At 67.1% G+C, this 19288-nt stretch carries 20 protein-coding genes; 15 read left to right on the top strand and 5 right to left on the bottom strand.

The genetic code is table 11. The features are described 5' to 3' along the window. Positions 1 to 7: 7 nt before the first annotated feature. Entirely contained in the window at positions 8 to 673 is a 666-nt protein-coding gene (locus SPF06_RS12345; RefSeq protein WP_323279373.1) for a DUF1345 domain-containing protein, read from the bottom strand. A 304-nt stretch (positions 674 to 977) separates the two neighbouring features. Here SPF06_RS12345 and rpsF point away from each other — a divergent pair, with 304 nt between their 5' ends. The 6 genes from rpsF (at position 978) to SPF06_RS12315 (ending at position 4767) form a co-directional block, all read left to right on the top strand. Next, positions 978 to 1283 carry a 30S ribosomal protein S6 gene (gene rpsF / locus SPF06_RS12340; protein ID WP_323279372.1) on the top strand — a complete coding sequence of 102 codons (306 nt, stop codon included), beginning with the start codon at positions 978 to 980 and terminating at the stop codon, positions 1281 to 1283. 63 nt (positions 1284 to 1346) lie between these two features. Beyond that, positions 1347 to 1952 carry a single-stranded DNA-binding protein gene (locus SPF06_RS12335; protein ID WP_323279371.1) on the top strand — a complete coding sequence of 202 codons (606 nt, stop codon included), beginning with the start codon at positions 1347 to 1349 and terminating at the stop codon, positions 1950 to 1952. A 64-nt stretch (positions 1953 to 2016) separates the two neighbouring features. Continuing rightward, positions 2017 to 2256: a 30S ribosomal protein S18 gene (rpsR, locus tag SPF06_RS12330; RefSeq protein WP_010144869.1), complete on the top strand. Its 240-nt coding sequence runs from the start codon at positions 2017 to 2019 to the stop codon at positions 2254 to 2256. Between the two features lie 19 nt (positions 2257 to 2275). Further along, on the top strand, positions 2276 to 2728 hold the full coding sequence (gene rplI / locus SPF06_RS12325; protein ID WP_323279370.1) for a 50S ribosomal protein L9: 453 nt from the start codon (positions 2276 to 2278) through the stop codon (positions 2726 to 2728). 173 nt (positions 2729 to 2901) lie between these two features. Next, complete coding sequence (locus tag SPF06_RS12320) at positions 2902 to 3603, top strand: FMN reductase (protein ID WP_428985758.1); 702 nt, start codon at positions 2902 to 2904, stop codon at positions 3601 to 3603. A 33-nt stretch (positions 3604 to 3636) separates the two neighbouring features. Continuing rightward, positions 3637 to 4767 (top strand): dipeptidase, encoded by a 1131-nt coding sequence (locus SPF06_RS12315; protein WP_323279369.1) that lies wholly within the window; start codon positions 3637 to 3639, stop codon positions 4765 to 4767. 9 nt (positions 4768 to 4776) lie between these two features. Here the strand turns inward: SPF06_RS12315 and SPF06_RS12310 are convergent, their stop codons facing one another. Beyond that, the gene (locus SPF06_RS12310) at positions 4777 to 5502 is read right to left on the bottom strand and encodes a hypothetical protein (protein ID WP_323279368.1); all 726 of its coding nucleotides are present in this window, start codon (positions 5500 to 5502) and stop codon (positions 4777 to 4779) included. A 542-nt stretch (positions 5503 to 6044) separates the two neighbouring features. On the opposite strand from SPF06_RS12310, the gene dnaB reads away from it, so the two are divergent. After that, positions 6045 to 8543, top strand: coding sequence for a replicative DNA helicase (gene dnaB / locus SPF06_RS12305; protein ID WP_487399476.1), 2499 nt, complete (start codon positions 6045 to 6047; stop codon positions 8541 to 8543). A gap of 4 nt (positions 8544 to 8547) precedes the next feature. Here dnaB and SPF06_RS12300 read toward each other — a convergent pair whose 3' ends face one another. Both SPF06_RS12300 and SPF06_RS12295 read right to left on the bottom strand, forming a co-directional pair. Then, a complete protein-coding gene (locus SPF06_RS12300) occupies positions 8548 to 9303 on the bottom strand; it encodes an SDR family NAD(P)-dependent oxidoreductase (RefSeq protein WP_323279366.1) in 756 nt (251 codons plus the stop codon). Further along, entirely contained in the window at positions 9300 to 10190 is an 891-nt protein-coding gene (locus tag SPF06_RS12295) for a fumarylacetoacetate hydrolase family protein (protein ID WP_323279365.1), read from the bottom strand. Before SPF06_RS12295 ends, SPF06_RS12300 begins: the two co-directional genes overlap by 4 nt. A 97-nt stretch (positions 10191 to 10287) precedes the next feature. Here SPF06_RS12295 and SPF06_RS12290 point away from each other — a divergent pair, with 97 nt between their 5' ends. Then, positions 10288 to 11142 (top strand): amidohydrolase family protein, encoded by an 855-nt coding sequence (locus SPF06_RS12290; RefSeq protein WP_323279364.1) that lies wholly within the window; start codon positions 10288 to 10290, stop codon positions 11140 to 11142. On the opposite strand, the gene SPF06_RS12285 is transcribed toward SPF06_RS12290, so the two are convergent. Next, complete coding sequence (locus SPF06_RS12285; protein ID WP_323279363.1) at positions 11127 to 11858, bottom strand: FadR/GntR family transcriptional regulator; 732 nt, start codon at positions 11856 to 11858, stop codon at positions 11127 to 11129. The two genes, SPF06_RS12290 and SPF06_RS12285, sit on opposite strands and share 16 nt — an antisense overlap. Positions 11859 to 12197: 339 nt before the next feature. On the opposite strand from SPF06_RS12285, the gene SPF06_RS12280 reads away from it, so the two are divergent. The 7 genes from SPF06_RS12280 to SPF06_RS12250 are packed head-to-tail and all read left to right on the top strand — an operon-like array spanning position 12198 to position 19263. Continuing rightward, positions 12198 to 13523 (top strand): L-fuconate dehydratase, encoded by a 1326-nt coding sequence (locus tag SPF06_RS12280; protein ID WP_323279362.1) that lies wholly within the window; start codon positions 12198 to 12200, stop codon positions 13521 to 13523. Positions 13524 to 13561: 38 nt separating this feature from the next. After that, positions 13562 to 14803, top strand: coding sequence for an ABC transporter substrate-binding protein (locus tag SPF06_RS12275; protein WP_323279361.1), 1242 nt, complete (start codon positions 13562 to 13564; stop codon positions 14801 to 14803). Positions 14804 to 14813: 10 nt separating this feature from the next. Beyond that, a complete protein-coding gene (locus SPF06_RS12270; protein WP_323279360.1) occupies positions 14814 to 15770 on the top strand; it encodes a carbohydrate ABC transporter permease in 957 nt (318 codons plus the stop codon). Then, complete coding sequence (locus SPF06_RS12265) at positions 15763 to 16653, top strand: carbohydrate ABC transporter permease (protein ID WP_323279359.1); 891 nt, start codon at positions 15763 to 15765, stop codon at positions 16651 to 16653. The genes SPF06_RS12270 and SPF06_RS12265 overlap by 8 nt, the downstream gene beginning before the upstream one ends. After that, complete coding sequence (locus SPF06_RS12260; RefSeq protein WP_323279518.1) at positions 16541 to 17992, top strand: alpha-L-fucosidase; 1452 nt, start codon at positions 16541 to 16543, stop codon at positions 17990 to 17992. Before SPF06_RS12265 ends, SPF06_RS12260 begins: the two co-directional genes overlap by 113 nt. Next, positions 17993 to 18307 carry an L-rhamnose mutarotase gene (locus tag SPF06_RS12255; RefSeq protein ID WP_323279358.1) on the top strand — a complete coding sequence of 105 codons (315 nt, stop codon included), beginning with the start codon at positions 17993 to 17995 and terminating at the stop codon, positions 18305 to 18307. Continuing rightward, entirely contained in the window at positions 18304 to 19263 is a 960-nt protein-coding gene (locus SPF06_RS12250; protein ID WP_323279357.1) for an aldo/keto reductase, read from the top strand. Before SPF06_RS12255 ends, SPF06_RS12250 begins: the two co-directional genes overlap by 4 nt. The last annotated feature ends 25 nt before the right edge of the window (positions 19264 to 19288 follow it).

Raw genomic sequence — 19288 nt, 5'->3', positions numbered from 1 at the left:
GGCGAGCCTAGCTCGCGAGCCCGATGACAAGGTTGATCGTCGCCGCGAGGATGAGCGTCGCGAAGACGTAGGCGAGGAGGCTGTGCTTGAGCGCCTCGGCGCGGACGGCGTGGCTCGTGATTGCGGTGTCCGAGACTTGGTAGGTCATGCCGAGGCTGAACGCCATGTACGCGATGTCGGTGTACTGCGGAGGCTCGCCCTGGTTGAACTCGATCCCGCCCTCGGGGTTCGAGGTGTAGTAGAGCTCGGCGTAGCGGAGCGTGAAGAGCGTGTGCAGCATGAGCCATGACGCCCCGACGACGAGCAGCGCGAGGAGGGCGATCGCGATCTTGAGTGGCTTCTCCGCCTGATTGCCGGACACCATGACGATGAGGACTGCGACGATCGCCGCCGCGTTCGCGCACAGGATGAGGAAGTCGCGTGTGGTGCGGCGCGGATCCTCTTCACGCGCGTGCACGCGCGTCTGGGCGGCGTCCATGCGGCTGATCCGGGCCCAGACCCACACGTCGTAGAGGAGCGCAGCGGCTCCCCAGCCCGCGGCGGGGGCGTGCCACCACGAGTTGGAGAACCCGGTGATGAGCGCGACGACGATGCCGACGGCCACCATGATCCAGAAGCGTCGGCGGGCGGTTCTCGCGCGGGCGGTGATCGGGCTGGGCGTTTGCTGGGCCATGCCACGATCGTTGCACCGGGGGCTTGGTGGGGGCTGATATTCCCGTCCACAGTTTCCGCCGCGGCGTGTCGTCCACATGCGAGGAAGGGCGCATGACGACGGCGCGCGGCCGGCGTAGCGTCGAACGTGTGGGAGCGAGGGGGTGCCTCGGCTGGGTCCGGGGCTGTGAATCCGGTAGCATAGTGAAGTCTGTGCTGCGGCCGGGCCGTCGTCATGGCGGCTTTGGGCGGCACGGACGAACGCAATTGAACCTCCTGTTGCGGAAAGACCGCAACCGCTTAGCCCAAAGGAGGTGGGTTCACACATGCGTGCTTACGAACTGATGGTCCTCATCGACCCCGAGGTCGACGAGCGCACCGTTCAGCCGTCGCTCGACAAGTTCCTCAGTGTGATCACCACCGACGGTGGAACCGTCGACAAGGTGGACATCTGGGGCCGTCGTCGTCTGGCCTACGACATCAAGAAGAAGAACGAGGCGATCTACGCTGTCGTCAACTTCACTGCTGAGCCGGCCACGGCGCAGGAGCTTGACCGTCAGCTGAACCTCAACGAGACGATCATGCGCACCAAGATCATCCGTCCCGAAGACCAGAAGGTGTCCGCCAAGTAGTCTTGGCGTCAACCCCTTCGCTTACCCGCAAGAACGTCGCTAAGGCACGGACCAGGAGGCAGCATGGCAGGCGAAACCACGATTACGGTCATCGGCAATCTGACGAACGACCCGGAACTCCGGTTCACGCCCTCGGGATCCGCCGTGGCCAACTTCACGGTGGCTTCCACTCCGCGCACCTTCGATCGCCAGGCGAACGAGTGGAAGGACGGAGAGACCCTCTTCCTTCGCGCATCGATCTGGCGTGAGGCTGCCGAGAACGTCGCAGAGTCCCTGACCAAGGGCATGCGTGTGATCGTCAGCGGCCGGCTCAAGAGCCGTTCTTACGAGACCAAGGAAGGCGAGAAGCGCACCGTCATCGAGCTCGAGGTCGACGAGATCGGCCCGAGCCTGCGCTACGCATCCGCCAAGGTGAACCGCACCCAGCGCTCCGGCGGCCAGGGCGGGAACTTCGGCGGCGGCGGAGGCAACTTCGGCGGCGGGAATGCCGGGGGCAACTTCGGCGGCGGCTCCGGCGGCAACTGGGGTGGCAACCAGGGTTCTCAGAACCAGGGTGGCAACTCCGGCGGCTGGAGCGGCGGCGCGCAGAATGACGATCCGTGGGCAACCCCGGGCGTCAGCAACTCGGGCGGTTGGGGCGGTGGCCCCGACTCCGAGCCGCCTTTCTGATCATCACATCAATTACCATCCCGTGGATTGACCACGGGCTCCGCGAGACAAAAGGAGCTCCACGATGGCTAAGGCTGAAATCCGCAAGCCCAAACCAAAGTCCAACCCCTTGAAGGCCGCTGACATCACCGTCATCGACTACAAGGACGTCGCCCTGCTGCGCAAGTTCATCTCGGACCGCGGCAAGATCCGCGCTCGCCGGGTGACCGGCGTGACCGTGCAGGAGCAGCGGAAGATCGCCCAGGCGATCAAGAACGCCCGCGAGGTTGCCCTGCTCCCCTACTCCGGCGCTGGCCGCGGCTGAGAAGGGAAGCTAGAAAACCATGGCAAAGATCATCCTGACCCAGGAAGTGACCGGACTCGGCACGCCTGGCGACGTTGTTGAGGTCAAGGACGGCTACGCCCGCAACTACCTCTACCCGCGCGGCTACGCGCTGCGCTGGACGCGTGGTGGCGAGGCTCACGTCGAGGCGGTCAACGCGGCTCGCGCCGCGAAGGCCCACAAGACGCTTGAGGCCGCTCAGGAGCAGGCTGCTGTCCTGGCCAAGACGCCTGTGCGTCTTGAGGTGAAGGCCGGCAAGGAGGGTCGCCTCTTCGGCACCGTCCGCACCGAGGCCGTCGCTTCCGCCGTCGAGGCCGCTGGCCTTGGCGTCATCGACAAGCGCAAGGTCGTGCTGCCGGGCCACATCAAGTCGACGGGCAACTACAGTGTCTCCGTGCGCCTGCACGACGACGTCACCGCGACGATCAACCTCCAGGTTGTTGCCGCGAAGTAGTCCTTCAAGGTACGGAAGAGGGGCTCCGCCAGGTGGCGGGGCCCCTTTTTCGTCCCCTCCTCGCATCGACTGCTCCGTAACTGTCGTTTTAGGCCCTCAGAACGACAGTTACGGAGCAATCGATGATTGGAGGGGCGGGAATAGGTTCGGCGTGCCGTCCGTTGGAGCGATTGATGCAAATGCATGAAACCCCGACGAAGCTCGGAGAATGGAGCTCGAACATCATGGACGTCCAGAAGATCGTGGTCATCTCGGCGGGGCTCGGCACGCCGTCGTCGAGCCGGCTCCTTGCCGACCAGCTCGGCGACGCGACGGCGAGGCGAGCGGCCGGCCTCGGGATCGAGGCCCGCGTCACGACGTACGAGCTGCGCGACCTCGCCGTGGACATCGCGAACAACTTCGTGACCGGCTTCGCCGCGCCGAAGCTCGCCGAGGCGATCACGGCCGTCGAGGGAGCCGACGCGCTCATCGTCGTCTCGCCCGTGTTCAGCGCCTCCTACAGCGGCCTGTTCAAGTCGTTCTTCGACCTCATCGACAACAAGGCGCTCGAGGGCACGCCCGTTCTGCTCGGTGCCACCGGCGGATCCCAGCGGCACAGCATGGTGATCGATTTCGCGATGCGCCCGCTCTTCAGCTACCTCCGTGCGCGCATCATGCCGACCGCGGTCTTCGCGGCCCCCATGGACTGGGGCCAGAGCGTCGACGGCGACCCCGCGGGGACGGGAGACCTCACCTCGCGCGTCGAGCGCGCGGCGACGGAGCTCGCCACCGAGCTCGCGCAGGACGGCGGCGCCTCCGCGGCGCCAAAGGTTGCGACACGGCCCGAGGAGAAGAGCTTCGAGGAGCTCCTCGCCGACCTGACCAGCGGCCGCTGACCCGCCTGAGGATGCGCGGCGTACGATGACCGGGTGCGCGCAGCAATCGCCTGGCCCCCGATCATCGACGGCCACAACGACCTCCCCTGGGCCCTCCGCCAGGACTTCGCCTATGACGTCGTGGGGGCCGGACTCGACGTAGGGCAGCCGCGCCTCCACACGGATATCCCGAGGCTGCGGCGGGGGGGAGTCGGTGCCCAGTTCTGGTCAGTCTTCGTGCCGTCGACGCTCACGCCCGAGCAGTCTGTCGTCGCGACGCTCGAGCAGATCGACTGCGTCCGCCGGATTGCAGGGGCCTACCCGGACACGTTCGAGCTGGCCCGTACCGCGGCAGGTGCGCGCGACGCCGTCGACCGCGGCAAGATCGCGTCCCTCATGGGCATGGAGGGCGGCCACAGCATCGCGGGCTCCCTTGCCGTGCTCCGCATGATGGCTGAGCTCGGCGTGCGGTACATGACCCTGACGCACAACGACAGCACGCCATGGGCCTCCTCGGCGACCGGCGCCGGCGAGGATCTCGGACTCTCCGAGTTCGGCCGCGAGGTGATTGCCGAGATGAATCGCCTCGGGATGATAGTGGACCTCTCGCACGTGTCCGAGCGGACGATGGCTGATGCCCTTGTGTGGACGAACGCGCCGGTGATCTTCTCGCATTCATCGGCGCGGGCGGTCTGCGATCATCCACGGAATGTGCCGGACACGATTCTCGAGCAGCTTCCCGACAACGGAGGCGTGCTCATGGTCACCTTCGTGCCCAAGTTCGTCTCCGAGGCCTGCCGCGAGCATGCCGAGGCTGTCCATGATCGTCGCCTCGAGCTCGGCCTCCCCGTCGGATTCCACGATGTGGCCCCCGCCGAGGATCCCGAGGCGGCCGCGGAGTTCGCCGCTTGGCTCGCCGGACACCCGACCCCGGTGGCGACGGTCGACGACGTCGTCCGTCACCTCGAGCACGCGCGCGACGTCGTCGGCACGCGCCATCTCGGGCTGGGAGGAGACTTCGATGGGACGCCCGAGCTTCCAGTGGGCATGAACGGCGTCGAAGGGTATGCGCCGCTCCTCGAGGCGCTTGCGGAGCGCGGCTGGTCGCGCGGCGATCTCGAGGCGCTGTGCTGGGAGAACGCCCTGCGGGTCCTTGAGGAGACGGAGAAGGCCGCCGGGACCTAGGGCCTCGGGTCAGAGGAGTTCGACGAACGCCCGGGCCTCTTCCATGCTGATGTCCGAGTGCTTCCAGAGCATCTGCGCTGCGTCCTCGGCGTCCCCGATCTGGGCGAGCGCCTTGATCTCCTCGTAGATCTCGTCATTGAGCAGGTTGCTCGCCACTTCGAGGGTCTGCCGGCCGTTGCTCACGATCGCTCGGTAGCGGTAGGGGAATCGCGTCGTCGAACGTCCTTCCGTACCGGTCCCGGGGGCGACGGCGGCCGCAGGCGTGGGGCTGGCCATGGCCTCGGCCGGCGACTGCTGGGACGGCGAGTCCTTGCCTCCCAGCTGAGGCGACGCGGCGGAGCGGGGCGATGCAACCTCGGGCGAGGCCTGTACGGCGGTTGGTGCCGCGGAATCCGACTCGGCGGTCTCCTCGTCCTGCGTGGACGGCTGGGGCCCATAGGCCTGCGGATAGCGCTCCATGAGGAGGACGGCGTTGCGAGCCTCGATGAGCTTGGTCCCGGTCGCCTCCCGGTAGCCCGCGATCGCCTGGACCATGAGCCCCTGAGCGATGAGCGAGTAGATGATGCGGTGCTGCTCCTCCGTGAGCCTCGCAGAGGCTGCCGCCGCGGCATCAGGCCCGCTCGCGAGTGCTGTCTCTGCAGAGGACTGCGCGCGCTTCGCCCCTCGCCGCAGCACCAGGGCCACGATGACGATGACGCACAGCAGGATGATGAGGGGAGGGAGCAGGTTTTCCATCGGGGCTTCCGGATCGGTGCGGGTAGGTGCCAGCGGCCCCTGCCCTGGGCACTTCCAGAGTAGTACGTGGCGGCGAGGTGGGGCACGCGGCAGGGCTCGCTTTCTGGCTTGCTGCCGTGGCTCCCTCGGCGTCGTCTGGATGGCGGCCCGAATGTGACTCGTGCGGCATACATGTGGGGCGAAGTCGCTGAGGGGAATGTGTCGAAAATCACATATTCGCCAAGCGGCACGTGAAATCACAAACGCTTGTCCAAAACAGGGGTTCGCCGTTGTGGATTTCGAATGTGGAAAAAAATCTTTAATCCACACCATGTAGACCAAGTCTTCCCACGTCAGAGGCGGGTTATTCGCGAGGCGCGAGAGTTTTCCACACCTTTCCACAGGTCCGGGAACAACTTCAGGGGAATATTCCACAAGCTTGTCCACAGGAGGGGTGGACGGCCAGCTGGAGAATGTCGGAGGCCCCGGATACCTTTGCTGCAACCATCCGGAAGAGGCCCCTGCCCCGATCCGGGCGTCACATGCGAGGTGAGGTGTCGCCGGTGTCTGCATCCCAGATCGAGTCCGCTCCGTCCTATCGGGACTCGGATGCGGGGCGAACGCCTCCCCAGGACATCGTCGCCGAACAGTCCGTGCTCGGCGGCATGATGCTCTCGAAGGACGCGATCGCCGACGTTGTCGAAGTGCTCCGCTCGGTCGACTTCTACCGCCCCGCGCACGAGACGATCTTCGATGCCATCACGGATCTCTACAGCCGAGGCGAGCCTGCGGACGCGGTGACCGTCTCCGACGAGCTGACCAAGCGGGGCGAGATCAACCGGGTCGGCGGTCCCGCCTACCTTCACGAGCTCATCCAGTCCGTCCCCACCGCGGCCAACGCCGGCTACTACGCAGAGATCGTTGCGGAGCGCGCCGTCCTCCGCCGCCTCGTGAGCGCGGGGACGAAGATCGTCCAGCTCGGCTACGGCCAGGACGGCGAGGTGGAAGACCTCGTCAACCAGGCGCAGGCCGAGGTGTATGCCGTGGCCGAGCGCCGCCAAGGCGAGGACTACGTGGCGCTCTCCGAGGTCATGGAGTCGGCCATGGATGAGATCGAGGCGGCCGGCCACCGCGGCGAGGGCATCACGGGCGTCCCGACCGGGTTCTACGAGCTCGATGAACTCACACACGGGCTCCACGCGGGCCAGATGATCGTCATCGCGGCGCGCCCCGCCGTCGGCAAGTCGACCTTCGCGCTGGACTTCGCCCGGTCGGCCGCGATCAAGCACAAGCTCCCCACGGTCTTCTTCTCCCTCGAAATGAGCCGCAATGAGATCGCGATGCGCCTCATGAGCGCGGAGGCCACGATTCAGCTCCAGGACCTTCGGCGCGGCACGCTCCGCGACGAACAGTGGGCCAAGATCGCGAAGGTCATGGGGCCGCTCAACGAATCGCCGCTCTTCATCGATGACTCGCCGAACATGTCCCTCATGGAGATCCGCGCGAAGTGCCGCCGCCTCAAGCAGCAGCACGGGCTGCGGCTCGTGGTGCTCGACTACCTCCAGCTCATGAGCTCGGGCAAGAAGGTGGAGAGCCGCCAGCAGGAGGTCTCCGAGTTCTCGCGCGCCCTCAAGCTCCTCGCGAAGGAGCTCGAGGTTCCCGTCATCGCGCTCTCGCAGCTCAACCGTGGCTCTGAACAGCGTCAGGACAAGCGGCCGATGGTATCCGACCTCCGCGAGTCGGGCTGCCTGACGTCGGATACTCGTGTCCTTCGATCAGATACAGGTGCCGAAACCACGATGGGTGAGCTTTTTGCTTCCGGTGAGAAGGATGTCCCGGTCTGGTCGCTGGACGAGAGCCTCCGTTACGTTGAACGGCATCTGACGCACGTCTTTTCGACAGGGGTCAAGCCTGTCTATCGCCTGAAGCTCGCGTCCGGGCGGAGCATTCGCGCGACGGGCAATCACCCCTTCTTCACGTACGAGGGTTGGCGTCCGCTCAGCTCGCTGGCGACAGGCGACCGTCTGGGCATTCCTCGTCACGTGAACGGACCAGCACTCAGGACCGAGTGGGACGACCGTCAGGTGACGATGCTCGCGCACCTCCTTGCGGAGCCGGAAGGTCTTGCGACGTCCTTGCGAACTGACGATGGTCATGTTTCGCAGATCCTTCGAACGGTTCCCGAGTCGGTCTTTGCCCTGCCTAAGCGTCAGATCGCGCTGTTCCTCCGCCACCTGTGGGCGACGGATGGTTCCGTCACCGTCAACAAGGCGGGCACGGGAGGGCGGATCTGCTACGCGTCGACATCTCGCCGGCTCCTCGACGGAGTCGCGGTGCTCTTGCTCCGCTTCGGTATCACGGCGCGTATCAAGACGGCGACGCAGAAGGGGACGTACCGTCCCGGCTACACGCTGGACGTTTCCGGCGCGGACGATCAGCGCCGCTTCCTCCAGGAGGTTGGCGTGGCCGGTGCGCGGAACGCCAACTGCGAGCGTCTGCTGGAGATAGTGCAGGCCACGACGGCCAACACGAATGTCGACACGGTTCCGCTGGAAGTTTGGGACGACGTCCGCACCGTCCTGGCGGAGAAGGACATGACCCATCGAGAATTCCAGTCTGCATTGGGAACCCAATACTGTGGATCGGCCTTGTTCAAGTCTGCGCCGTCCCGTCAGCGGCTCTCCCGCGTAGCCGAGATTCTGGGTTCGGCGGAACTCGAGATCCATGCCCTCAACGATGTTTTCTGGGACGCGGTTGTCAGCATCGAGCCCGATGGGGTTGAGGAGGTCTACGACGCAACGGTTCTTGGCAACCACAACTTCATCGCCAATGGAATCGCAGTACACAACTCGATCGAGCAGGATGCCGACATGGTGATCCTGCTCCACCGCGAGGACGTCTACAACAAGGAGTCGCCGCGCGCGGGCGAGGCGGACATCCTCGTCGCGAAGCACCGCAACGGCCCGACCAAGGACATTGTCGTCGCCTTCCAGGGCCACTACTCGCGCTTCGCGAACATGGCCGCGGACGCGGGTGACGGCGAAGGCGGCGGCGGGTTCTAGGGCCTCACGCCGGGGGCCTCACGCGAAGGCCCTGCATGCCGCCGTCGACCGCGAGCGAGGTTCCCGTCGTCGAGCCCGAAAGCGGGCTCGCGAGGTACGCGATCGCCGCGGCGACTTCCTCAGCGCTGACGAGCCGGCCGTGCGGCTGCCGTGCCTTGAGCGCGCTGCGCTCCGCCGCGGGATCGGCGGCTGCATCGAGCAGCCGGCCGACCCATGGCGTGTCGACAGTGCCCGGATTGACGCAGTTCACCCGGATCCCTTCGCGCACGTGATCGGCCGCCATGGCGAGCGTGAGCGAGAGCACTGCGCCTTTCGAGGCTGAGTAGAGGGCACGTTCGGGCAGTCCCGCCGTCGCAGCGATCGAGCACGTGTTCACGATGGCTGCCGAGGAGGATCGCCGCAGGTGGGGGAGCGCGGCGCGCGACACCCGCACGATGCCGAGGACGTTGATCTCGAGCACGCGGCGCCATTCCTCGTCCGGGTTGGCCTCGATGGTGCCGCGCGCGCCGATGCCGGCGTTGTTGACGACGACGTCGATCCCGCCCAGGCGGTCGGCGGCGGCCCGCACAGCCTCGGTGACGGAGGCGCCGTCGGACACATCGCAACGGACCGCGACCGCCCCCTCCGCTGCGCCCGCCGGGTTCAGGTCGAGGACGGCGACGCTGGCCCCGAGCGACTGGAGCCGCCGCACCGTGGCATCGCCGATTCCCGAGGCGCCGCCGGTCACGATGGCCTTGAAGCCTGCGAATTCCCGGGTCATGCCTTGACCGCCTCTCGCGCGGGCGCCGCCCGGAAGAACTCCTGGCGCTGACGGCCGAGCCCCTCGATCTCGACCTCGACCACGTCGCCCTCCGTGAGGTAGGCGAATCGTCCGGACAGGGCAACGCCCTCGGGTGTTCCGGTGAGGATGACATCCCCCGGTTCGAGCAGCATGTACTGGCTGCAGTGGTGCACGATCGTGGCCGGATCGAAGATGAGGTCTGCGGTGGAGGAATCCTGCCGTGCTTCGCCGTTGACCCAGCTGCGCAGCCTGAGCCGCCCGGCGTCGAGCTCGTCCGCCGGCACGAGCCACGGTCCGAGAGGGGTCGAGGAAGGAAGGGATTTGCCCTTGGTCCACTGTCCCGCGGCGCCGGGCAGCTGGTACTCCCGCTCGGAAAGGTCGTTGGCGGCGACGAAGCCCGCGATGCACGCCCGAGCGTCGTCGAGCGTTTCGAGGTAGCTGGCGGACCGCCCGATCACGATCCCGAGTTCCACCTCCCAGTCGTACTTCTCGCTGCGGGGCGGAATGGGCGCCGCGTCATACGGGCCGACCACGGTGTTCGAGGGCTTCAGGAAGACGACCGGAACCGTGGGAGGCTCGGCGCCGGATTCGGCGGCGTGCAGCGCATAGTTCATGCCGATGCACACCACGGATGCCGGACGCGCTATCGGCGCTCCGACGCGGCGTCCCGCGGCGTGCGGGAACTCCTCGAGCCGCCCGGCCTCGAGCGCGGCACGTGTCCGTGCGATGCCGCCGCCCGCGAGGAACTCGCCGTCGATGTCCGGGGTGAGGGATTCGAGGCGGTAGCAGCGTTCGACGCCGTCTTTTCCGGTCGCGAGCACGGCCGGGTGTTCCGCGCCGGGTTCGTCGAGTCTGATGAACTTCATGGGTGTCCTGTCATCTGAGGTTTAGTTGAATTGGTCCCCAGTATTGGCCAATCCGGAGTCATTGACAAGCAATACATCGGATGTTTACCGTCGGACAGTGATTCGTATCGACGCCCATCTGCACCTGTGGGACCTCTCCCGCGGTGGCTACAGCTGGCTTGGGCCCGAGCATGGAGGGCTGTTCCGCTCGTTCGGGGCGGAAGAGGCGCGCGCCGAACTCGTCGCGGCGGGCATCGACGGCGCGATTCTGGTCCAGGCCGACGATTCGCGCGAGGACACAGAGTCGATGCTCGCCGTCGCCCGCGAGAATCCGTGGGTCGTCGGGATCGTCGGCTGGGTTCCGCTAGACCGGCCCGAGTGTGCCGCACAGGAGATCGAGCGCGCCGCCGCCGATCCGCTCGTATGCGGCCTGAGGCACCTCGTCCACGACGATCCCCGCGACGACTTCCTCGCGCTCCCGTCCGTCCGGTCCTCTCTCATGATGGCGGCGCGGGCGGGTCTTGCGTTCGACGTCCCTGATGCGTGGCCACGCCACCTCACGGCGACCATAGGGCTCGCGCGGGAACTCCCCGAACTCACCCTCGTCCTCGACCACCTCGGCAAGCCGCCGCTCCAGGGCGGCGAAGGCGCGCTGGCGGCGTGGCGTCGCGAGCTGCGCGCCCTCGGCGAGCTCCCCAACGCCGTGGCAAAGGTCTCTGGCCTCAGGCTCGCTGGCGCGTCCTATACGGTGGACGCGCTGCGCGGCGTCTGGCACGAGGCGCTCGACGCGTTTGGGCCGGAGCGGCTCATGCTCGGGAGCGACTGGCCCGTGAGCACGCTCGGGGGACCGTACGGCGAAACCCTCGGCGTGCTCGAGACGCTCGCGAGCGAGCTCTCGCCCGACGAACAGGCGTGGCTCGACGGGAGATCGGCAGCCGCCGCCTATGGGTTGTCCGCCTACCTGCCGCGGTGACGAACGGGCGGCGCGGAGAGATCGACGTCCCCCGTGGGCGAATCCTTCATGGCTCGGCGGAGCCAGGCTTCGACGCCGCTCACGTGCACGGTCACAAGGGCCCGCACGAGCTCGGCATCGCGTTGCTCGAGCGCATCGGCGATGGCGTCGTGCTCGGCGAGCGTCCTCGCGACGGCCTGCTCTTCCGTGAGCCCGCGCCAGATGCGCGCGCGCAGGGTCTGTGAAGAGAGCGCTTCGAGGAGGCTCGAGAGGTAGCTGTTGCCAGCCTGGGCCGCGATGATCCGATGGAACTCGGCGTCGTGCTCCACGAGCTCCTCGACACTCGTTTCCTCGGTGATGCCTGCCATCGAGGCCCGAAGCTCGGTGAGCCCCGCGAGGTCGATGCGGTGCGCCGCCGCGGCCGCGGCCGCCGGTTCGAGCATGCGGCGTACCTCGAGCAGCTCGACGACGCCGCGCGCCTGATGGAGCTCGACGATGAATCCGAGGGCCTCGTTGAGCAGCTTCGGCTCGAGGGAGGTCACATACGTGCCGTCGCCGCGCCGCACGTCGAGGACGCGGATGAGCTCGAGCGCCTTGACGGCTTCGCGCAGGGAACTGCGGGAGAGGCCCAGGCGGTCCGCGAGATCCTTCTCGGGCGGGAGCCTGTCCCCCGGCCGGAGCTCGCCGGCGAGGAGCATCTCCTTGATCTTGTCGATCGCGTCATCGGTCAGCGCCACGGCAGGCTCCCAGAGTTTCAGGCATGAAGTGTCCACATCCTAATACATCGGATGAATCGGCGGACGCGCGCAGCGTCGCGTCATCGCAGGGCTTGCCGGGGCAACAGCGGACGACGGCGGCGGCGCACCTTTGGCGAGCTCCGCCGTCGTTCGCAGGAGGCGCAGATTAGGGCCATGACATCAGAGCTTTGGGCGACGAACTGGGCAATATTCCGGCCCGAAACCCCATTGACAAGCTAAACATCCGATGTATAGGGTCAAGCCAGACTTCACGTCACGATCCCGCCGCCGCTCGCAGCGAAGGATGCGGCCCCGCGGAGGCAACCGCAAGGAGCACCCATGAGCACCATCACCGCGCTCGATACGTTTGACATCCGCTTTCCGACCTCGCTCGAACTCGACGGCTCGGATGCCATGAACCCCGATCCCGACTACTCGGCCGCGTACCTCATCGTCCGGACCGACGCGGCGGACGGCCACGAGGGCCACGGCTTCGTCTTCACGATCGGGCGGGGCAACGAGGTCGAGGCCGCCGCAATCGATGCCCTCCGCCGCCAGATCGTCGGCCGGGACGCCGAAGAGCTGCTCGACGACATGGGGGCGACCTGGAAGATGCTCGTGCACGATTCGCAGCTCCGCTGGCTGGGGCCCGAGAAGGGCGTCATGCACATGGCGATCGGCGCCGTCGTCAACGCGCTGTGGGACCTCAAGGCCAAACGCGCGGGGCTCCCGCTGTGGGATCTCCTCTCCCGCATGGGCCCCGAGGAGATCGTCTCGCTCGTCGACTTCCGCTACCTCACGGACGCCCTCACGCCGGACCAGGCGCTCGAGATCCTGCGGCGCGCGGAACCTGGTCGCGCCGAACGGCGCGCCCGGCTCCTCGCCGAGGGCTATCCCGCCTACACGACCACGCCCGGATGGCTCGGCTACAGTGACGAGAAGCTCGCGCTCCTCGCGAAGGAAGCCGTTGCCGACGGCTACACGCAGATCAAGCTCAAGGTCGGGGCCTCGCTCGAAGACGACATCCGGCGAGTACGCCTCGCCCGCGAGACCGTGGGACCGGACGTCAGGATCGCCGTCGACGCGAATCAGCGCTGGGACGTGGGGCAGGCGGTTGCGTGGATGGGCCAGCTCGCTCCGTTCGACATCGCGTGGATCGAGGAGCCCACAAGCCCAGACGACATCCTGGGCCACGCCGAAATCGCACGGAGGCTCGCGCCACTTCCCGTCGCGACAGGCGAACACGTGCACAACCGCATCATGTTCAAGCAGCTCCTGCAGGCCGGGGCGATCGAGGTCCTCCAACTCGACGCGACGCGGGTTGCCGGAATCAACGAGAACATCGCGATCCTGCTCCTCGCCGCCGCATTCGGCGTCCGCGTGTGCCCGCACGCGGGCGGCGTGGGCCTGTGCGAGGCCGTGCAACACCTCTCGATGTTCGACTTCGTGGCGGTCTCCGGCGCCATCGAAGGGCGAATGATCGAGTTCGTCGACCACCTGCACGAGCATTTCGTGACCCCCGTCGACGTCCACGGCGGCCGGTACTGGCCCCCGTCGGCCCCCGGCGCCGGCAGCGAGATGGCCCGCGAAACATTGGCCGACTACAGCTTCCCCGACGGCCCCGTGTGGGCCCCTTCCCCGTTGCCTCTCACCTCACAGCACTGACAGCAACCATCCCCAACGGAAAGCACAAGGTAGAAGTGATGCGCAAAGAAGCGTTTGTAGCGGGTGCCCTGGCGCTCGGCCTCCTAGGACTCGCAGGGTGCGGCGGCGGCTCGTCACCGACGACGGCGGACGGCAAGACCGCCATGACGTGGGCCATGTGGGTAGGCGGCACCGAAGACCAGAACGGCTGGCAGAAGGTAGCCGACGAGGTCAGCGCCAAGCTCGGCGACGTCAAGATCACGCTGCAGGGCTCGACCTTCAGCGACTACTTCACGAAGATGAGCACGCAGCTCAGCTCCAACACGGCCCCGTGCCTTGTGGCCGTGCAGAGCCTGCGCACCGCCCAGCTCAAGGACGGCATGCTCCCGCTCGACGATCTCGTGAAGCAGGACGGGATGGACCTGGGGGCCTTCGACCAGTCGATGATCAAGGGCCTCAGCGCTGACGGCAAGCTGTACGCGCTCCCGTACGACGTCGGCCCGCTCATGATGTTCTACAACAAGGACAAGTTCGCGGCGGCGGGGGTTTCCGAGCCCAAGGCGGGCTGGACCGCGGACGAATTCGTCGCGACGGCGAAGAAGATCACCGCCTCGAGCGGCAAGCCCGCCTTCGCGACGCCGATCTGGGACCTCTCCGTCGAGTCGCAGGTTCTCGCGTACAACGGGGGCCGCGTGACCCAGGAAGATGGGAGCCTCGACGCCGCAAACTCAACCTTCGCCGATGGCCTCCAGTGGGTCGCAGACCTCACCGGCAGGGAGAAGATCGCGCCGCAGCTGCCTGGCAGCGATAGCTCCTTCGCGAGCAACCAGTTCCTCTCGGGCACCACGGCCATGTCCATCGACGGCCCCTGGTCGCTCATCGACACGAAGTCCAAGGCCAAGTTCAAGGTCGGCGTCACGACGCTCCCGGCCGGACCGGGCGGCGGGAAGACGTTCAGCGCCGGCTCGGGCTGGGGCATCTCGAAGCAGTGCCCCACGCCGGACAAGGCGTTCGCGGCCCTCAAGGAGATGACTGGAGACAAGGTCCTGAGTGAACTGGGGGCCGCCGGACGTGCGCTCCCTGCGCGGACCGCGGACCAGAAGGTCTGGATCGACAATGCCGGGATCCCTGGTGTCGAGGAGGCGCTCAAGGCAGCTTCGGCGAACGCGGTGCCCATGCCGTCCAACACGAACAGCGACCAGCTCGGCACGCTCTTCAGCCAGTACCTCCCGAAGGCCCTCAACGGGCAGCAGAGCGCGGCCAGCGTCATGAAGGACGTCGCCGCACAGCTTCCGCACTGAGGATCCTGAGATGACCTTGGTTAAGAGCTCCCCAGGAGCGACGACGCCGCGCAGCGCGGCGGGGACGGCGCCGTCGTCGTCCTCCGCCGCGCCCGCGCGGGCCCGGAAGACCTTCTGGGGTCCCGCCTTCGCCGCCCCGCACGGGGTGGGCCTCGCGATCTTCACCCTCGCGCCCATCGTGTTCTCCCTCGCCATCAGCCTCTACCGGTGGCCGCTCCTCGGCACGCCGACGTTCTTGGGCCTCGGCAACTACCAGAGGCTGTTCGGCGACCCGATCTTCGGCCAGGTCGTGTGGAACACGGTTCTGTTCGTTGTCCTGTACGTCCCGCTCAACCTCGTGGTCTCGCTCGGGCTTGCCGCGTGGCTCACGCCGCGGATCAAGGGCCGGCATATCTTCCGGGTGATCTTCTTCATCCCGTCGATCACGCCGATCGTGGCCAACGTCGTGGTCTGGCGCATGCTGTACCAGCCCAGCGGCTTCATCGACGGCATCTCCCAGGCCGCGACGGGAATCCACGCCCCGAACTTCCTCGGCGACGAGCACTGGGCGATGCTCGCGATCGTCGCGATGAGCGTGTGGCAGGGATTCGGGTACAACATGCTCGTGTTCTCGGCTGCGCTCGACGCCGTGCCCGAGAACCTCGCCGAGGCGGCGGCGATCGACGGCGCGAACGCGTGGACGGTCTTCTGGCGGATCAAGCTCAAGCTCATCTCGCCGTCGATCTTCTTTGCCACGATGATGACGCTCATCACCTCGTTCCAGGTCTTCGCGCAGCCGTTCATCCTCACGAAGGGAGGCCCGGGCTCCACGACGGCCACGATCGTCCTGTACATCTACAACCAGGGCTTCCAGTTCCACCAGCTCGGCCTCGCCTCGGCCGCCGCGTGGGTCCTCTTCGTGATCATCCTCGGCGTCACGGCCGTCCAGTTCATCGGGCAGAAGAAGTGGGTGCACTACGATGCTTGATTCCGCCGTGCGGGCCACGAGCACGCTCGAGCCCGCCCCGCGCAGGGGCCGGCCGTGGACGGCTCGGGTTCGCAGCGCCGTCGGCTACGCGCTCCTGTGCCTCGTGGCCCTCGCGTTCCTCTCCCCGCTCATCTATATGCTCGCGACGTCGTTCAAGCCGCCCGCGGACATCTTCAGCATCCCGCCGAGCCTGTTCGGGAGCGAATTCCGCTGGCAGAACTACCAAGAGGCGCTGGACTACATGCCGTTCCTGCGCTTCATGGGGAACGGGGTGCTCGTCTCGGCGGCCGGGACCGCGCTCTCCCTCGTGGTTTCGTCGCTCTCGGGCTACGCGTTCTCGCGGCTGCGCTGGCGCGGCAGGAACCTCACGTTCATGGTGTTCCTCGCCACGCTCATGATCCCGCAGGAAGTCCTCATCGTGCCGATGTTCGTCATGATGCAGCAGGTGAAATGGGTCAATACCTTTCAGGCGCTCATCGTTCCGTGGGCCTTCACGGCGTTCGGGGCGTTCATGCTGCGGCAGTTCTTCCTCGGTGTGCCCCAGGAGCTCGACGACGCCGCCCGCGTGGACGGCGCAGGAACCGTGCGCACGTTCCTGCTCGTCATGCTCCCGCTCGCGAGGCCCACGCTCGCGGTCCTGGCCGTGTTCAGCTTCATCAGCTACTGGAATTCGTTCCTCTGGCCGCTCGTCGTGATCAACGACGTCAGCACCCTCGGCACCATCCCGCTCGGACTCGGGATGTTCTTCGGGCAGCAGGGAGAGCAGTGGCATCTCGTCATGGCCGCCTCGGTCATCTCGATGGTGCCGACCCTCGTCCTGCTCATCCTCCTCCAGCGCCACCTCATCAAGGGCATCGTCACGAGCGGCCTCGGCGGCCGCTAGCCCTCGTTCGTTCACCTTCACGCCATCCACCACCCGCAAGGAGTTCCGCATGATCCCGCACGCACCGTGGTTCACCGAGTCCCGCTTCGGCATGTTCGTCCACTGGGGGCTCTACGCCCTGCCCGCCCGCCACGAATGGGTCATGAACCGTGAGCGCATCAGCGCGCCCGAGTACGAGAAGTACTTCGAGTACTTCGACCCCGACCTCTACGATCCCCGCGAATGGGCCCGCGCCGCGAAGGGCGCGGGGATGAAATACGTCGTGCTGACGACGAAGCACCATGAGGGCTTCTGCCTCTGGGACTCGGCGCTGACCGACTACAAGTCCACGAAGACCCCGTGCGGTCAAGACCTCGTCGCCGCGTACGTCGAGGCCCTGCGCGAAGAGGGGCTCAAGGTCGGGTTCTACCACTCGCTCATCGACTGGCATCACCCAGACTTCACGATCGACGGCTTCCACCCTGAACGGGACAACCCCGAGGCTCAGCGGCTCAACGAGGGCCGCGACATGGCCCGCTACCGCGAGTACCTGCACGGCCAGGTCCGCGAGCTCCTCACGAACTACGGCACGATCGACTACCTCTTCTTCGACTTCTCCTATGCGGACGGCAGTGAAAACCACAAGGGCATCTGGGGCGCGAAGGGCCGGGAGGCGTGGGGATCCGAGGAGCTCCTCGCGATGGTTCGCGAGCTCCAGCCCGGGATCGCGGTCAATGACCGGCTCGACATCCCCGGGGACTTCGCGACGCCTGAGCAGTACCAGCCTTCGGGTCCCATGGTGGTCGACGGGGTCGAGGTGCCGTGGGAGGCGTGCCAGACGCTCAATGGGAGCTGGGGCTACGACCGCGACAACCTCGACTACAAGTCGGTGGACCTTCTCGTGCGGATGCTCGTCGACGGCGTGGCCAAGGGCGGTAACCTGCTCCTGAACGTCGGGCCGACGGGGCGCGGGAACTTCGATCCGCGCGCCGTTGAGTCCCTTCGCGGGATCGGCGACTGGATGAAGCTGCACTCGCGGTCGATCTACGGGGCTGGCGAGGCGCCGTGGACCCCGCCGGCCGACGCCCGCTACACGCGCCGCGGCGACCGCCTCTACCTGCACTTGTTTGCGTGGCCGTTCGAATACGTCCATCTGCCCGAGCTCGCGGGGAAGGTCGAGTACGCCCAGCTGCTCAACGACGCATCCGAGGTGGCCGTCCTCGAGCTCACCGGGAACCGGCAGGCGGTGACCACGGCTCAGGGCGCACAGCCCGAGGGGACGCTCACGCTCAAGCTCCCGGTCCAACGGCCGGATGTCGCGGTGCCCGTCGTCGAACTCTTCCTCAAGGCGGGGGTATAGGTGACGGAGACGATCGCCCTCCACACGCGTCTCAAGCCAGGCGCGGCCGCCGAGTACGCCGAGGCGCACGCCAACATCCCCACTGAGCTGGTGGCCGCCCTGCGGGCCGCCGGGGTGTCGGATTGGCGCATCTGGCGCAGCGGCGACGAACTGTTCCACCTCGTCGAGGTCGAGGACTATCAGACCATGCGCCACGCCCTCGCGGACGACCCCGTCAACGTCGTCTGGCAGGAGCGCATGTCGGCGCTCCTCGCCGTCGAGGACGACTACTCCGGGAACGATCGCGGGATCGAGCAGGTCTGGAGGCTCCCGTGAGTGCTCCCGCACTGGATTTCGGCTCGCTGGGCTTCGGCGCCGCGGGCATCGGCAACCTCTATAGGGCGGTCGACGACGACGCGGCGGCCGCGACGATCGACGCCGCGTGGCAGGGCGGCATCCGGTACTTCGACACGGCCCCGCACTACGGCCTTGGCCTCTCGGAGCGGCGTCTCGGCGCGTTCCTGCGGGGCAAGCCGCGCGGCGAGTTCCTCGTCTCGACGAAGGTCGGGCGACTCCTTGTTCCGAGGGCGAACCCGGACGACGCGCGGGACGACGAGGGCTTCGACGTCCCCGCGGCCTTTCGCCGCGTGTGGGATCCGTCCGAGTCCGGCATCCGGCGCAGTCTCGAGGACTCGCTCGCGAGGCTTGGCCTTGACCACGTCGACATCCTCTATCTGCATGACCCGGACGTCTTCGACCTCGAGGCCGGCATCACGCAGGCCCTCCCTGCCATGCTGAGGCTCCGCGACGAAGGCCTCGTGCGCGCCGTCGGAGTCGGCGCGAACTCGAGCAAGGCGCTGGCCGAGTGCGTCGATCGATCCGAGCTCGACGTCGTCATGCTGGCCGGCCGCTACACGCTCCTCGAGCAGCCCGCGCTCCATGACCTCCTGCCCGCGTGCCTCGAACGCGGCGTCGGGGTCGTGAACGTCGGGGTCTACAACTCAGGCCTGCTCGCCCGCGCGACGGTGCCTGATGGCGCGAACTACAACTACGCCCCCGCGCCCCCCGACATCCTCGACCGCGCCCGTCGGCTCGCACGCTGCTGCGCGGAATTCGGCGTCAAGCTGCCGACGGCGGCGCTCCACTTCAGCCTGCGCCACCCGGCCGTGCGCACCGTCGTCGTCGGAGCCTCGAACGCGGACCAGATCGAGCAGAACGTGGCCCGCATGCGGCAGACGGTGCCCCACGAGCTGTGGGGAGAGCTGCGCCGCCGCGGGCTCATTCCGGAATAGGCCCGCGAACTCGCCCGGCCGCGTG

It is taken from the genome of Sinomonas terricola (assembly GCF_034931225.1).
GTDB classification, from domain to species: Bacteria; Actinomycetota; Actinomycetes; order Actinomycetales; family Micrococcaceae; genus Sinomonas; species Sinomonas terricola.
This window is presented reverse-complemented; position numbering and strand designations above follow the sequence as displayed.